The sequence below is a fragment of the Acidobacteriota bacterium genome (assembly GCA_021161905.1).
GTDB lineage: Bacteria > Acidobacteriota > B3-B38 > Guanabaribacteriales > JAGGZT01 > JAGGZT01.
On the sequence record JAGGZT010000060.1, the window covers coordinates 50,311 to 65,496 of the forward strand.

Below are 15,186 nucleotides of genomic sequence, written 5' to 3' on the forward strand. Positions count from 1 at the left end.
TCCTTCGTCTTCGGATGTTTTTCCCTTTAAACCCCAGGGGAAGCCTTTGAGATTCAAAGGGGAGGGGTTATACGACTTCATAGATGGAGGGGCGGAGATATACTTTGAGTACGGCTTTACCGAAGCATTGAGCCAGGAGTATACCGATGGTAAGCTGACTATCAGCATCACCATCTACCTGATGAAGGACGAGGAAGCCGCTTTCGGCATCTACTCGGCTAACAGGAAAGTGGGAAAGAAGAGGATAAAAATAGGGGGGGAGGGGGTCGTAAGTGATTTCATGCTCCTATTCTGGCAAGAGAGGTTTTATGTGGTGATTGAGACTTTTAATCCTGGAGCAAGAGCGAAAAAAGAGATGATTCGGATGGCTCGTCTTGTGTCGAGGAAGATTGGTAGAATAGGTGTTCCACCTTCTATTCTCGCTCGTCTTCCTAAGGGCAACCTTATTCCCGGAAGCGAGGTATTCGTTCGCGGCACCTTGGGAATCAACAACCAGTTTTTTTTCTCTGAGAAGGACCCTTTCCGATTGAAGAAGATGGGGGGAGAAGGGGCTTTTGCCGACTATCGTTTTCCCGATGGAGATAGGTTCAAGTTGTTCCTCGTTCGTTACTCTAGAAAAGAGGATGTTTTCTTGGCTCTTTCTCGCCTCGAGGCTATATGGAGAAAGCAAGGGTTTGTAAAAGAGCAAAAGAATAAAATAGCCTTTTGGCGATACAGGGCGGGCTATTACTTAGTCAAGAAAAGCGGTAATTTCCTTTCGATAGTTCTTGGAGCCCGGAACAAAGAAAACGGTTTAAAAATAATTAACCTTTGTCCTTAGGAGAGAAGAATGGAGAGGACAAGGCGAGAGTTTTTGCTTTCTTTGAGTGCTTTGGGTATGGGGGCAGTTCTTCCTTCTTCGCTTCTTGAGCCTTTTTTCTCGAGCCCCTCTCCGGGGATAAAACCGTTGGTGGTGGTTAAGGGGAGTTCCCCTTACGATATTACCAAAAAGGCGATCGAGGCTATTGGTGGGATAAAAAGGTTTGTTTCCCGTAATGACATCGTGGTGATAAAGCCCAATATGAGCTGGGATCGACTGCCAGAACAGGCGGCTAATACCAATCCGATGGTAGTGAAGGCGGTGGTTGAGCTCTGCTATCAAGCGGGAGCGAAGAAGGTGAAGGTGTTTGACAATTCCATAAATAATGCTCGAAGGTGTTATGTGAGAAGCGGTATCGCCGAGGCGGCACGGGAGGCAGGGGCGGATGTTCATTTCGTCGATCGGCGGAAATTTCGGCGGATGAAGGTAGGGGGGCAAGCGCTTTCTGAATGGTTCATCTACACCGAGGCGGTGGAGGCGGACAAGCTCATCAATATACCCATAGCCAAAGACCACAGCCTAACCAGGCTGACGATGGGGATGAAGAATTTCATCGGATTCTGTGGTGGGAGAAGAAGCAGGCTTCATCAAAGGATCCACCAGGTAATTGCCGATCTTGCCAATTTCTTTAAACCAACCCTGGTGGTGCTCGATGCCACCAGGATACTCACCGCTAATGGACCTCAGGGAGGCGATCTTTCCTATGTTAAAAGGCTTGATATGGTAATCGTGGGAGAAGATCAGGTGGCGGTAGATGCTTATGGAGCTACCCTGTTTGGGATCTCTCCAGGTGATATAGGCTACATCAGGATAGCCCGCGATATGGGCCTCGGTGTGATGGACCTCAATAAGGTTCCTATAAAGAGACTTACTGTTTGAAATCTATCACCTTCCTAACGATGAGGAATTTAAGAAGGATAGTTCAGATAGGTTTTTTCCTTCTATTCGTCTGGCTTCTCATCCGGACAGAATATGCTGGTAAGAACGAGATTCCTTATCCAGTTAAGATTTTCTTTGACTTCGATCCCCTTATCAGCTTAGCTAACATACTCGCCTTCAAGGGTATTCCTCCCCTTTTCCCTAAGGTTATGGCTCTTTCCCTTATTGTAGTCGGCATTACCCTTCTTTTTGGACGGGTATTTTGTGGTTGGGTCTGTCCCCTCGGCGCCATTAATAACTTCTTTAGCTATTTGAAAAAACGGAAATTAACTGAGGCGGTTTTCCTCTCTTCCTATCATCGAGGACAACGGGTTAAATATCTCATTCTGGTGATACTCCTCGTCGCTTCCTTCTTCGGGCTTCAGCTTACCGGCTTTCTCGACCCCTTTTCCCTCCTCATAAGGAGCGCTGCGGTAAGCATAAATCCAGCGGTAAATTACCTGATCCGGGGGGTATTCGACGCTGTTTACTCAGGGGTACCCCTCCTTACCCCGATTAGTGAACCGATCTATTCCTTTTTGCAAGACCATTATCTTTCGTTCAATCAACCATACTTCCAATGGTCTTTCCTGATAGGGGCGATTTTCATCCTGATCATCCTTCTAAATCTTGTCCGCCCCCGGTTTTGGTGTAGGTATCTCTGCCCTTTGGGGGCTCTTCTGGGGATACTTTCCCGTTACTCCCTCTTCAGATTGAAGTTTGCTTCCGGGTGCGTTGATTGTAATCTCTGTGTTGCTCTCTGCCCTGCAGCTGCCGAGCCGAAGGGGGAAGATGCTTGGCGGAGCAGTGAGTGCTTCGTCTGTTATAATTGTGTCGCTTCTTGTCCAGAGAAGGTGCTTTCCTTTCGTTTTTCCCTTCCCCGGCGTAGGGAGCCGGGACTTGACCTTTCGCGAAGGGAGCTTATCTATTCAGCGGTGGCGGGTTTGGGGATTGTTCCTTTAGTGAAGGTTGGTGCTACTTATAAGAAGCCAAACCCCACCCTGCTCAGGCCTCCGGGAGCGCTCATCGAAGAGGAGTTCCTCAAGAGGTGCATCCGTTGTGGCGAGTGTATGAAAGTCTGTCTAAATAACGCCCTTCATCCCACCCTTTTTGAGGCAGGGCTTGAAGGGATGTTCACCCCACGCCTGATCCCCAAGCTGGGGTAATGTGAGTACTATTGTACCCTTTGTGGTCAAGTCTGTCCCACCGGTGCCATCCGCGAGCTCACTATGGAGGAGAAGACGAAGACGAAGATCGGGCTGGCGATTATAGATAAGAGCAGATGTCTTCCCCATGCTTTTGGAGTGAACTGCGTGGTCTGTGAGGAGGTCTGCCCCACTCCGAAGAAGGCTATCTGGTTCGAGGAGGATGAGGTGATCGATCGGGAGGGGAAGAAGGTAGTGGTAAAAAAGCCCCATGTTGACCCTGAACTATGCGTAGGTTGTGGCATCTGCGAGTATAAATGCCCGGTAGTCGAGAAACCTGCTATCTTCGTTATCAATATGAATGAATCCCGAGACCCTGATAAGCAACTTCTGCTTTAGGTGAGGATTTTCTATGAAGGACTTATTCCTTTGAGAAGTTCCTCTACTTCTTTGACCAGTGCCTCTACCGCTTCTTTTTCTTTTACTTTGCGGATGATCTCGCCCCGACGGAAGATGATACCTTCTCCCTTACCACCGGCAAAGCCGACATCTGCTTCTCTCGCCTCGCCAGGACCGTTCACCACACAGCCCATTATCGCCACCTTCAGGGGGAAGGTGATGTGGGAAAGCCTTTTTTCTACCTCGGTGGCGAGTTTTGCCACATCGATCTCACAGCGCCCACAGGTAGGGCAGGAGATTATCTCCACCCCTCGTTTTCTGATCCCAAGGGAGGAGAGGATGTAGTAGCCCACTCGCACCTCGTCCACCGGGTCTCCGGTTAAGGAGACGCGAATGGTATCGCCGATCCCTTGCGCGAGAAGAAGGGAGAGCCCAACCGTCGATTTTACTACTCCCCTTAATCCACCACCTGCCTCAGTTATCCCTAAATGGAGGGGGTAATCCACCTGCTCGGAGATGAGTTGATAGGCTCGAGTCGTCGTCTCCACATCAGAGGACTTGAGTGAGATGATGATATCGCGAAAATCCAGATCCTCGAGCATACGGATATGGGAAAGGGCACTTTCAACCATCGCCTCTGGTGTTGGATGTCCGTATTTTCGGAGGAGCTCCCTCGATAGGGAGCCGGCGTTCACTCCGATCCTTATCGGGATCCCTCGTTCCTTCGCCGCCTTTACCACCTCCCGAACCCTCTCTTCTCCACCGATATTCCCCGGATTTATCCTGATCTTATCCGCTCCCGCCTCGATCGCAAGGAGCGCCAAGCGATAGTTGAAGTGAATGTCAGCAACCAGAGGGACATCAGCCATTTTTCTTCTTATCTTGCTGAAAGCGGATGCTGCCTCTTCATCCGGTATCGCTATCCGCACTATCTCACAGCCAGCGGTAACCAGTTCCTTTATCTGGGAGATGGTCTTTTCCACATTTCGGGTATCGGTCTTGGTCATCGACTGAACGGAGATAGGCGCTCCTCCACCTATCTCTATCTTTCCTACCTTAATCCGGCGTGTTTTTTCCCTTTCCATCAGCATATTAGCGAGCCACCAATTTGCTTATATCGAGGTAGATCACCAGAAGGCTGATCAGAAGCAATATGATAAAACCGAGTTGCAGTATCCTTTCCTTTACCCGCTGGTTCAGATCTCGGCGGATGATCCCCTCGACGGCGAGAATGAATATGTGCCCTCCATCAAGTACCGGAATGGGGAGAAGGTTGAATATCCCAAGCTGTAGGCTGACAAAGGCGATGAATTGGAGCAACGGGATGAGGCCTAACCTCATTGCCGTTCCCGAGAAGCGGGCGATCTCAATGGGACCAGAAAGAACCCGGACGGACATCTTCTGCATCACCAGCCGTTCCATCACCTCGAGGGTGAGAAATGCCATATCGTAATTCTTCTTCAAACTTTTTTCTATCGCTTCTCCCAGGGGATATTTTTTCGTCTTCATCCTTACCGGGGCGTTTATTCCTACCAGGAATATCCCGTTCTTCTTTATCGGGGTGAGGGTTACTTCGAAGATGTTTTCGCCTCTTTTTACCTTGAGGGTGATGGGTTTTCCCTTGCTTTCTTGGATAAGTCGATACATATCATAGAAGTGGTGGATCGGAGTACCCGAGAGGGAAAGGATGATGTCTCCCTTTCTGAGCCCTGCTTTTTCTGCTGGCATTCCCTTCTGAACACCATCCACTAAAGGGGGGATAGGTTCCATTAAACCAGCGTAGCCGATATATCGCGGAGGGATTGGCTTTGGGGTCAAGGTGAGAGAAAGTTCTTTTCCTCCTCTTTTTATCTTTAATCGAAGGGGGTGATTGGGGCTGGTATTTATTAGAAGTTGAAGTTCCTCCCAGGTGTCTATTCTTTTGCCATCCACCTCTAAGATTCTATCCCCCGGTTTTATCCCCGCCTTCTCTGCTGGAGAACCGATAGCAATCGCCCCGATGACCGGAGGCTGATCGAAATGGCTCGGTATCTCTATACCGGCGTTATAGACTATGGCGAGGAAGACGATCGCTAAGAGGATGTTCAACCCTGGTCCCATAATTAGCACCATGAAGCGCCGGCTTTTCGGTTGGGCGAGGAAGGAACGGGGATCATCTGCCCCTTTCTCTCCTGGGCTTTCTCCGTAAAGTTTCACATAGCCCCCGAAAGGAACAGCGCTTATCCGATAGTCGGTTTCCCCTCTTTTGACCCCTACTAAGCGGGGTCCAAAGCCGATGGAGAAGGTTTCCACCCTTATACCAAAGGCTTTGGCAGTGGCGAAATGGCCGAACTCGTGAATTATGATCAGCAATCCGAGGACGAGAATGATGGCAATGATGTTTAATAACACTTTATTCCTCCTAAATTAGGATAGCTCTTCTGCTATCTTCTTCGCCTCTTTTCTTGCCCATTGCTCTGCTTCAAGCACCGTTTCGAGAGAGGATACTTCTTTTTTATGGTGCTTTTCCATTGTTTTCTCCACCAATAGGGGTATTTTATCAAAGGTTATCCTCCCTGTAAGGAAGTATTCCACCGCCACTTCATCCGCGGTGGCGAGTACGGTTCTCATCGTACCTCCTTCCTTAAGGGCTTGGCGAGAAAGCCTTAAAGCAGGGAACTTGGTGATGTCCGGAGGTGAAAAAGAGAGAGCGATCGTTTTTTTAAAATCCAGCTTGGGAAAGGGGTTGGGGAGCCGTTCCGGATAAGTTAGTGCATATTGAATGGGTATCCTCATATCAGGGAGGTTGAGTTCCCCTATTATCGAGCCATCGACGAACTCGACCAGTGAATGGACGATGCTCTGAGGATGAATGACCACCTCTATCTTATCTTCGGGAAGGCCAAAGAGAAAATGCGCCTCGATCACCTCGAGCCCCTTATTCATAAGGGTGGCGGAATCTATGGTTACCTTTTTCCCCATCTTCCAGCTTGGATGTCTAAGCGCCTCTTCCACGGTTACCTTACTCAATTTCGAAGGCTCGAGATTGAGGAATGGTCCCCCTGAGGCGGTGAGGATTATCCTTTTTACCTCCTCTTTTCTCCTTCCCTCGAGACACTGAAATAAGGCGCTGTGTTCACTATCGATGGGGAGAAGCCTCACCCCTTTTTTCGCCACTGAGGAGATTATCAATTCTCCCGCCATAATCAAGGTTTCCTTGTTGGCGAGAGCGATGTCCTTCCCCGCTTCTATCGCTTGCAGGGTGGGAATAAGGCCTACACTTCCTGAGGTGGCAACGACGACCAATTCCGCTGGAGGAAAGATAGCTACATTGACTAAGCCTTTATTCCCGTAGGTTATCTCGACATCTTCGGATGAAATAAGATCCCTTAGTTCTCTTGCTTTTTCTTCATCCTTTACCGAGACGAGCTTAGGCTTGAATTCCCTGATCTGTTCGGCAAAGAGAGGGATATTCTCACCCGCAGCCAAAGCAACTATCTGGAAACGGTTCCTCTGGTTGCGTACTATGTCCAGGGTATTTCTTCCTATAGAGCCAGTTGCTCCTAAGATGGCGAGTTTCTTCATCGTATCTCCTTACTTAAGGAAGAAGATATAGTAGTAATAAAAAACGGGTGTGGTGAAGATGAAACTGTCGATTCTATCCAACACCCCACCGTGTCCTGGGAGTAGATTCGAGGAGTCCTTTACCCCTGCCCCTCGTTTGAACGCCGATTCACAGAGATCGCTTAGTTGAGCGAATATCCCCAGTACCACTGGAAGGATCAGAGCATGAGATAGCGGGATGAAGGAGGCAAACCACCACTTGGCAATTAATGAGGAGGATATGTTGAAAAGAAGCCCCCCGCCGAGCCCCTCAATAGTTTTCCCAGGACTGAGGGAGTAAAAGAGCTTATGTCGTCCGACCGATGTTCCAAGAATGTAAGCCCCTACATCTCCACTTGCCACCACAAAGTAAAGATAAAAAAGAAGTGCCACCGCTTTTTCCCCCCCTCCTTCTACAAGCCTCAATGAAAATTGGTAGCCGAGAAGGAAGCCGATATAGATCACACCGAACAGGGTTACCCCGATGGAGGCAGTCGTCTTTTCCCAATCACGGATGGTGAGGATAGAGAGGAGAGAAATTGCCATCACCGCGGAGGTGAGAAGTAGGTCCAACTGGATGTATTGGGTATAAAAGAAAAAGGAGACGATTAAAGTGGATACTATTCCCACCTTTTTTAACACGGGGAGTCCATTTTTCTCCGCTATTTCAAAGAACTCGACTGCTGCGAGATAAAGCCAGAAGAGGCCAAAGATGAAAAAGCAGATTGGAGGAAGAAATTTGACCACCACGATTATCATTGAGACGAGTAAAAGGCCAGTGATTACTCTTTTCATTGAACCTCCTCAAGGTTGTAGCCCGCCGAATCTTCGCTCCCTTTTTTGATAGTCGCGGATAGCTCGAAAGAGCTCTTTTTTAGTGAAATCGGGCCAGAGTGTTTCCGTGATCCAGAATTCGGTATAGGCGATCTGCCAAAGGAGAAAGTTGGATACCCGGAGCTCCCCACTTGTCCTTATTAGTAGATCAGGGTCGGGTATGCCCTCGGTATATAGAAAGGAGGAAAAAGTCTCCTCATTAATATCTATGTTTTTTTCTTTGGCAAGACGGCAAAGTTTTTTTGCGGCGTCTATGATTTCCGCCCTTCCTCCATAATTCAAAGCGACAAGCAATTTTAACCCCGAGTTGTTCGCCGTTTTTCTCATCGTCTCTTTGAAGCTTTCTTTCACCTTTTCCGGAAGTTCTTCGAGCCTTCCAATAGCGCGGAGGAGTATGTTGTTTTCCAAAAGTGTTCTTTCCTCCCGGGCGAGGTATTCGGTGAGAAGATCCCATAGGGCGTTGATCTCGTCTTTGGGACGCCGCCAGTTTTCAACGGAGAAGGCGTAGAGAGTGAGGACTTCTATCTTCAGACGGGCACAAGCCTCTACCACCTCACGAACTGCTTCAATACCGGCTCGGTGCCCTGCGATTCGGGGAAGTCCTCTTTTGGCTGCCCATCTGCCATTTCCATCCATTATTATCGCTATATGCCGAGGCAGATTATCAGGATCTATCTCCGAAAGGATTTTGTACTCCTCACTTCCCGGTTCTGCCAGTTTAGGATCAAACCATACCATCAGTATTCCACCTTTACCAAAAAAAGACCTTGTGGAGGGGCAAGTTTTCTTGCTTGGTCCCTATCTTTTTCTTCGATAATCTCCATTATTTCACTTGGCTCCCTCTTCCCCAACCCCACCTCTATGAGCAGGCCAACCATCCGCCGTACCATATATTTGAGGAAACTTTCCGCCCGCACCTTGAATATGATGAACTCATCTTCCTCGACAATCTCAAAGGAAAATATCCGTCTAATGGGATTTCTCTCCCGAGCATCCCCTACTTGAAAAGCGGTAAAGTCCTTCTCTCCGATGAAATGTTTCCCTCCTTCTCTCATTGCCTCAATATCGAGCGGTGCATTCACCTGCCAGACATAGCGGTAATGAAAGGGGGATACCACTTCTCCCCCGTATACCCGGTAGTGATATTCCTTTGCCTTTGCTGAGAAGCGAGAATGAAAGTCAGGGGGAACAAGCTCAATATTGAGGATGCGGATGTCTGGGGGGAGGAGGCTGTTCAGAGCCCTTTTAAGAGAAGTTTCATCTATCTGTTTATTTGTTCTGAAGTTGGCTACCTGCCCTAAAGCATGAACCCCAGCATCGGTTCTCCCAGCGCCAATGAGAGAGATCTTCTCGCCGGTAATGGTATAAAGTGCTTTTTCTATCGTTCCCTGAATAGTAGGTAGATTTGGTTGAACCTGCCAGCCGTAATAATTTGTTCCTTCGTAAGCAATAGTGGCTTTCAGATTCCTCAATTTATTCCTCTTTTTCCGGGCAAATTATAGAGGGAAAGAGGGGGCAAAGTCAAGGTGATTGGGAGGGCGATGAGGCTTTGACAAATCTGCTTGGTCCTCGGCATAATAGTAAGGGATGGATCAGAACAAGATATCGATAATCGGAGCAGGGAAGACGGGTTCTTCCTTAGGTCACTGGCTTAAGAATGCTGGCTTCAAAATTGGGGGTGTTATTACAACGAGCCTCCACTCCGCTAAACGGGCGGTTTCCTTTATTGGGGAAGGGATCCCCTCTGTTGAGCCTTTGGAGGCGATAGGCGATGCAGGAATAATCATCATCGGTACCCCGGATCGGGTTATCTCCTCGATCGCTTCCTCCTTAGCTCAGGGAGATATAGAATGGAAAGGGCGGTTCATCTTTCATCTGAGCGGCGCCACTTCTTTCCTCGTTCTTTCTCCCCTCGCCGAGAAAGGAGCGGTAGTGGGTTCCCTTCATCCTCTGTTGAGTTTCGCTAAGCCTTTGGAGACATTCGCCCAGTTCGGAGGTTGCTTTTTTGCCTTAGCTGGAGCCCCTGAAGCAGTGGAGAAGGGTAAGTTGTTGGTAGAGAAGATGGGGGGTAAATTCCTCTTGATCCCCGAAGAGGCAAAACCGCTTTATCACTCAGCTGCTTCTATAGCGAGCAACTTCCTCGTGGTTCTTATAAATATCAGTCTCGCTCTTTTCCAGTCGTGTGGAATAAAGAAAGAGGAGGGAGAGCGAGCATTGCTCCCCCTCCTTCGCTCCACATTAGCTAATGTGGAAGGGGTGGGAGCGGTGGGAGCCTTGACAGGTCCCATCGTTAGGGGAGATGAGAGAACAGTTGAGTCGCATCTCAAAGCGATAAAGGATCACCATCCTGAATTTATCCCTCTCTATCGGGAGGCTGCCTCTTTTGCCCTTTCCCTTTCTTATCAAAACCGCCTTCTCGATCATAGTAGTTATTGTTCTCTTCTCTCGCTTCTTAAAGAACTTTAGGCTACTTTTTCTTCTTAGCCGTTGTTCTCGGTGCTGAGTGAGATACACTTCTTGGCGTCCTGAAGGAGGGATGGTATGTTCTTTTAGGCATCTTGAACGTCGGTGCTCTACCTGCCGAGCGAGATTTGGGGGTGGAGAAGGAAGGGGGACGAGTATGACCTATCAGGCTTTTTATTACCTTAGAGGAGCTTGATGAAGAGCCTCCGGGAAGATAGATTCTGCTCCTCCTTTTTGAAGAGTTGATGATTGAACGCCTGGAGGTGGTCGAGTAGTAAGGTGTCCTTTTTTCTGTCTTTCTAATCACTGGTTTCGCCTTGGTGTAGGAGCGGGAATAGCGGGAGGAGTAAGATGTGGATGGTGTCACATATCTCCGTGTCTTATCCATAGCCCGGTAATAGCGATAGAGGGGTGAAGAAGATGAAGAGAAGGAGGGAGGACGAGACTTTTCCTTCTTTTTAGGGACCGCTTTCTTTGGAGTGGTAGAGCTTTTGGTACCAACTGGCGGTTTTATTGAGAAGGGTTTGGTTTTTACTGCTGGAGTCTTTACCTTCCTTCCCCTTTCCGCCCGGGGGATGTAGATCCTCTCCCCTCCTTTTCGAGAGGAAGGATAACTCTTCTTTCCCAATTCAGGGAATTTCGTTTTAGCTTTGTTCGCCGGATAGCTTCTGATCGGATTCTGATATTGGGGTTGCCGTTCTACAAGTCTTCTTGAGAGTGCCTTGATCGGTTTTGCTTTAGCTAAAGGTGAGTTCTTAGGTATTGCTCGGTTAACTGGCAGACGCAAGCTATTGTCAAATGGACGGTAGAACTGGACCTTGTTTACCCTTATTTTCTTTATCTGGCTGGGTGAGAACTTTACCTTTCTTATATCCCTTGCCGTGATGGCGGTTCGAGGTACAAAGACCCAGTTTTTGGGATCGAAGTTGTTATAAATGAAGAAGTTGTATTTTCGGTAGGGAACAGGTGCCCAACCGATGTACCCAGGACCAACTGCCCAATAAACCCAAGCAGGGCTCCAGTAGACATCGGGTATCCAATACCAGCCGAATATCGGATCCCACTCCCAGTACCCATAATGGTAGGGAGCCCAACCCCAAGGTTCGTAGGAGATCCAAACCCAACCGCAAGGATACCATCGCCAATAGCCGTAGTAATAGGGCCTCCAACCGACGCTTACATTAGGTATCCAAATCCAGGTGCTATAGACTGGGTGGAAACGCCAACTGCCGTAGAAATCGAGCTCTGCAATATGATAGACTACCGTACCGCTTAAATAACGATGTTGGGAGAGAGAAGCGAATTTCTCCTCGCGGCGATATGTCCAGCGGTCGAAATCATCCATCTCAAAGGAATTGAACGATTCTGGTTCGGAAGGAGCCATATCGATCGAGGCGTAAACCCTCTCTCCGCTCTTCAACAGGGAGGTTTCGCCACCATTGGTTACCTCAGCCACTCCACGGAGAGAGCTTACCCGTACCGTCTGGTCGCTAAAGGCATCTATGCGATATTTGCCCTCCGAGAGGAGGGTTACTGTGCAAGCAGGGGTATCTATCTGGAAGTTCTTTTGATTTATGTCGTTAGCGCGGATGTACATACTCCCCTTCCAAAGCCTGATTATGGTTGATTCCTCAGAGGTTTGAGATGGAGCTGAGATTGCCTGAAAGTCTATCTTAGTATCCCCATTCAACCATAGGGTGGTCCCATCTTCAAATACCAGCTCAGCGCGTCCTTCCTCTGTCCACATCCTGTCTCCAGCCATAAGCATTGTGTTTATAATCCCTTCTTCAATACCGGTTTCCGTCATTCGCTGGATGAATACATCGCCTTCTGCGTAGCGGAGACGGACATAGTATTTCCCCTCATCAGCAAGGAGGTAGCCAGAGAGAGTGACCACTATAGCGAGAGCTAACATCCATTTAACTACCTTCAATGACCTCATAACCCATCACCTCACTTTCTGAGAGCTCCACTTACTAAAACAAGCAAGATTTATGCCACAATATCGACTATAAAGAAGATACCTCGGTACAGCAACCCTTTAATTTGGTTGACAATGCGGAGGGCTCTTACTGTGAGGTAATGCCGTTCCCTTGTTGTTCTTAATTTGTTCCTGATTTGTTACACAGGTTGTTTCCTTTTGAGGACAGTTGCTTTCCTTGACTGAAGTAAGGGAGAGGTGCTAAACTAAAATGAGTTAGGTTCTAAGGTAAGGAGAGGGAAATGGCTATTCGCCCGATATTGAAGTTTGGAGAGCCGGTGCTCGAGAAGAAGGCAGAGGAGGTTAAGGATATCAATGGGGAGTTGATGAGACTCATTGAGGATATGATAGAGACGATGTACGCTGAACCTGGGGTTGGGCTTGCGGCGCCGCAAGTGGGTGTTTCTCAACGAGTGATGGTGGTTGACCTTTCCATCGGCAAGGATCCAAATGCTTTGATAAAGCTGATAAATCCGCAGATAGCGGAGTCCGAAGGTGAAGTGGAGGAAGAGGAAGGATGCCTTAGTTTTCCTGAGGTGAGTTTTCTGATCAAGCGGCCGAAGCGGGTGCTGATAAAAGGAGTAAATCCGGAAACAGGGAAGGAAGAGGAGATAGAGGGAGAAGATCTCCTTGCCCGCGCTTTCTGTCACGAGGTCGATCATCTAAACGGGACCCTCATAATAGACCACATCGGTCCTATAAAACGAAGACTTTGGCTTAAGCGGATAAAGAAGAGGATGAAGGCTGGGGAATGGTGAGGGAGAGTGAGGGTGCGATTGATCTTTATGGGGACACCGGAGTTTTCCCTTCCTTCACTGAGGAGGCTCATTTCAGCTGGCTATAAGATCCCGTTGGTCATCACTCGTCCTGATAAACCTAAAGGAAGGGGGAAAAAACTCACTCCCCCTCCGGTTAAGGTAGAAGGGAAGAAGATTGGGTTAAAAGTAATTCAGCCAAATAGACTTAAGGATGAAAGTTTCCTCTCTCTATTGAAGAAGGAGGCTCCTGAGTTAATTGTAGTTGTAGCCTATGGTAAAATCCTCCCCCCCGAGGTTTTCCGCTTTCCCCCTTTAGGCACGGTGAATCTTCATCCTTCCCTTCTTCCCAAGTATCGGGGTGCTGCCCCCATCAATTGGGCGATAATAAATGGAGAAAGGGAAACCGGCGTTACCACTATTCTGATGGATGAGGGGATGGACAGCGGGGATATCCTCCTCTCGCGGAAGGTAACGATTGGCGATGAGGAAACGGCACCAGAGCTTGAACGGAGGCTCGCTGAAGAGGGGGCAAAGCTTCTTATCTCCACTATTGAAGGCATTAGAAATGGCACTATTACCCCTACCCCCCAAGATCACTCTCAAGCGACCTTTGCTCCTATGCTTACTAAGGAGGAGGGTGTTATCGATTGGAGGCTTCCAGCGAGGAACATCGTCAACCGAATACGGGGGCTCCTTCCCTGGCCCACTGCCTATTCCTTCTTTCGAGGGAGATTAATGAAGTTCCTCAAAGGGAGAGTTTTCCCCCTATCCGTTCCTCTTTCCAAGAGGAAACCTGGGGAGATACTGATAATTGATAGGAGGCTTATCGTGGCGGCAGGGGGGGGCGAAGGGGTTGAGGTGTTGAAGTTGAAGCCGGAGGGGAGAAAGGAAATGGACAGTTCTTCCTTTATAAATGGCTATCGTCCTCGCCCCGGTGAGAGCTTTACGCCCACCCCTTAAAAGTCCGCCTCGGCTAAGAAGATGACCTATTCCGTCCCACGAAGGGTTGCATTTGAAGTTCTCCTGAAGATATACGAACGAAAGGCTTATTCTTCTGTTCTTCTTAATGCCACTTTTGCCAAGAAGAAGCTCTCTTCGAGAGAGAAGAATTTGATCACCGAGTTGGTCTATGGCACTCTCCGCTGGCAAAACAGGCTTGATTATATCATCTCTCAACTCTCCTCTCGGAAGAAGGAGGATATAGAGTTAAACCTCCTTATCCTCCTTAGGTTGGGAATCTATCAAGTTTCCTTCTTGACCCATATTCCGGAAAGGGTGGCGGTTAAGGAGACGGTAGAGCTTGCCCGGCTTTGCGGGCACAGGGGGAAGGTTTCCTTTGTAAATGCTATTCTAAGGGAGTTCTGTCGGAGAGGGGGAGAGATATCTTTACCCGAATTCGAGAGGGCTCCTTTTGATTATCTCGTTTTTACCCAATCCCACCCGGAGTGGCTGGTGAGGCGTTGGGTGAAGCGTTGGGGGCTTTCCGAAGGGAGAAGGATGATCGAGGCTAATAATGAAGAAGCGCCCTTGGTCCTTCGGGTCAATGTCGCCCGGACCGATGAAGAGGATTTGATAAGGAAGCTGTCAGATGAAGGTGTTGTGGCTATCCCCTCCTCTTATGTCCCTAATGCTTTGGTTGTAAAGGAGGGGAACCCACTTGCTACCAGTTCCTTCCGTGAAGGTTTATTCTATCTTCAAGATGAGGCTTCCCAGATGATCCCCCTGCTTCTTTCCTCTGAGAGGGGAAAAAGGGTTCTCGATGCTTGTGCTGCCCCCGGGGGGAAGACCATCATCTTGACCGAGTTGATGGGTGGCGAAGGGTTTTTGGTGGCGAACGACCGGCATCAAGGGAGGATCCGATTGATCCGAAGGAACCTTGAGAGGCTCGGCTTGTCAGGGGGTTCCCTGCTGATCTCCGATATGTTGGCTCCCCCCCTTTCTCCATCTTCGTTCAACGCAGTGCTCCTCGATGCCCCCTGTACTGGTTTGGGAAGGATCAGGCGAGCGCCCGAAATCAAGTGGCACCGCCAGGAGGAGGATATAGAGAAGCTTTCCCTTTTTCAACGGAAACTCCTTATAAAGGTGAGTGAGCTTTTGGAGAAGGGAGGAGAGCTCCTCTATGCCACTTGTACCTTAGAACCGGAGGAGACCACCGAGCTAATAAAGGAATTCCTTGAAGAGAGGAAGGATTTCAGACTGAAGGGATTAAAGGGGAGATCAGATATCGATCTTTCCCCATTTATAACG

General features: G+C 48.8%; 13 protein-coding genes and 1 pseudogene. 7 read left to right on the top strand and 7 right to left on the bottom strand.

From position 1 onward, the window contains the following. Positions 1-46: 46 nt before the first annotated feature. The 3 genes and pseudogenes from J7L64_08370 (at position 47) to J7L64_08380 (ending at position 3,321) form a co-directional block, all read left to right on the top strand. The gene (locus J7L64_08370; protein MCD6452357.1) at positions 47-820 is read left to right on the top strand and encodes a hypothetical protein; all 774 of its coding nucleotides are present in this window, start codon (positions 47-49) and stop codon (positions 818-820) included. A gap of 9 nt (positions 821-829) precedes the next feature. Next, positions 830-1,738 (top strand): DUF362 domain-containing protein, encoded by a 909-nt coding sequence (locus J7L64_08375; protein MCD6452358.1) that lies wholly within the window; start codon positions 830-832, stop codon positions 1,736-1,738. 20 nt (positions 1,739-1,758) lie between these two features. Then, positions 1,759-3,321 (top strand): annotated as a pseudogene (locus J7L64_08380) (4Fe-4S binding protein). 11 nt (positions 3,322-3,332) lie between these two features. On the opposite strand, the gene ispG reads toward J7L64_08380, so the two are convergent. From ispG to truA, 6 genes are read right to left on the bottom strand one after another with little or no spacing between them, the layout of a single operon-like run. Beyond that, on the bottom strand, positions 3,333-4,409 hold the full coding sequence (gene ispG, locus J7L64_08385) for a flavodoxin-dependent (E)-4-hydroxy-3-methylbut-2-enyl-diphosphate synthase (protein MCD6452359.1): 1,077 nt from the start codon (positions 4,407-4,409) through the stop codon (positions 3,333-3,335). A 4-nt stretch (positions 4,410-4,413) separates the two neighbouring features. Continuing rightward, positions 4,414-5,712: an RIP metalloprotease RseP gene (gene rseP, locus J7L64_08390; GenBank protein ID MCD6452360.1), complete on the bottom strand. Its 1,299-nt coding sequence runs from the start codon at positions 5,710-5,712 to the stop codon at positions 4,414-4,416. 15 nt (positions 5,713-5,727) lie between these two features. Further along, a complete protein-coding gene (locus J7L64_08395) occupies positions 5,728-6,885 on the bottom strand; it encodes a 1-deoxy-D-xylulose-5-phosphate reductoisomerase (protein ID MCD6452361.1) in 1,158 nt (385 codons plus the stop codon). A gap of 9 nt (positions 6,886-6,894) precedes the next feature. After that, entirely contained in the window at positions 6,895-7,698 is an 804-nt protein-coding gene (locus J7L64_08400; protein MCD6452362.1) for a phosphatidate cytidylyltransferase, read from the bottom strand. Between the two features lie 9 nt (positions 7,699-7,707). After that, a complete protein-coding gene (locus J7L64_08405; GenBank protein ID MCD6452363.1) occupies positions 7,708-8,475 on the bottom strand; it encodes an isoprenyl transferase in 768 nt (255 codons plus the stop codon). Beyond that, complete coding sequence (truA, locus tag J7L64_08410; GenBank protein MCD6452364.1) at positions 8,475-9,209, bottom strand: tRNA pseudouridine(38-40) synthase TruA; 735 nt, start codon at positions 9,207-9,209, stop codon at positions 8,475-8,477. The genes J7L64_08405 and truA overlap by 1 nt, the downstream gene beginning before the upstream one ends. Before the next feature lie 115 nt (positions 9,210-9,324). Here truA and J7L64_08415 point away from each other — a divergent pair, with 115 nt between their 5' ends. After that, positions 9,325-10,203 (top strand): DUF2520 domain-containing protein, encoded by an 879-nt coding sequence (locus J7L64_08415; protein MCD6452365.1) that lies wholly within the window; start codon positions 9,325-9,327, stop codon positions 10,201-10,203. 1 nt (position 10,204) lies between these two features. Here the strand turns inward: J7L64_08415 and J7L64_08420 are convergent, their stop codons facing one another. Beyond that, entirely contained in the window at positions 10,205-12,142 is a 1,938-nt protein-coding gene (locus tag J7L64_08420) for a FecR domain-containing protein (GenBank protein ID MCD6452366.1), read from the bottom strand. 281 nt (positions 12,143-12,423) lie between these two features. Here J7L64_08420 and def point away from each other — a divergent pair, with 281 nt between their 5' ends. The 3 genes from def to rsmB form a co-directional block, all read left to right on the top strand. After that, positions 12,424-12,939, top strand: coding sequence for a peptide deformylase (gene def / locus J7L64_08425; GenBank protein MCD6452367.1), 516 nt, complete (start codon positions 12,424-12,426; stop codon positions 12,937-12,939). Between the two features lie 12 nt (positions 12,940-12,951). Beyond that, positions 12,952-13,899 carry a methionyl-tRNA formyltransferase gene (gene fmt, locus J7L64_08430; GenBank protein MCD6452368.1) on the top strand — a complete coding sequence of 316 codons (948 nt, stop codon included), beginning with the start codon at positions 12,952-12,954 and terminating at the stop codon, positions 13,897-13,899. A 21-nt stretch (positions 13,900-13,920) separates the two neighbouring features. Further along, on the top strand, positions 13,921-15,186 hold a 1,266-nt coding region (rsmB, locus tag J7L64_08435; GenBank protein MCD6452369.1), incomplete at its 3' end, for a 16S rRNA (cytosine(967)-C(5))-methyltransferase RsmB.

What these genes read in the sequence shown, in the direction of transcription:
- def (MCD6452367.1), top strand. Translation starts at nt 12,424, where the DNA reads ATGGCTATTCGCCCGATATTGAAGTTTGGAGAGCCGGTGCTCGAGAAG.
- J7L64_08375 (MCD6452358.1), top strand. Translation starts at nt 830, where the DNA reads ATGGAGAGGACAAGGCGAGAGTTTTTGCTTTCTTTGAGTGCTTTGGGT.
- J7L64_08400 (MCD6452362.1), bottom strand. Translation starts at nt 7,698, where the DNA reads ATGAAAAGAGTAATCACTGGCCTTTTACTCGTCTCAATGATAATCGTG.
- J7L64_08395 (MCD6452361.1), bottom strand. Translation starts at nt 6,885, where the DNA reads ATGAAGAAACTCGCCATCTTAGGAGCAACTGGCTCTATAGGAAGAAAT.
- J7L64_08420 (MCD6452366.1), bottom strand. Translation starts at nt 12,142, where the DNA reads ATGAGGTCATTGAAGGTAGTTAAATGGATGTTAGCTCTCGCTATAGTG.
- J7L64_08415 (MCD6452365.1), top strand. Translation starts at nt 9,325, where the DNA reads ATGGATCAGAACAAGATATCGATAATCGGAGCAGGGAAGACGGGTTCT.
- J7L64_08405 (MCD6452363.1), bottom strand. Translation starts at nt 8,475, where the DNA reads ATGGTATGGTTTGATCCTAAACTGGCAGAACCGGGAAGTGAGGAGTAC.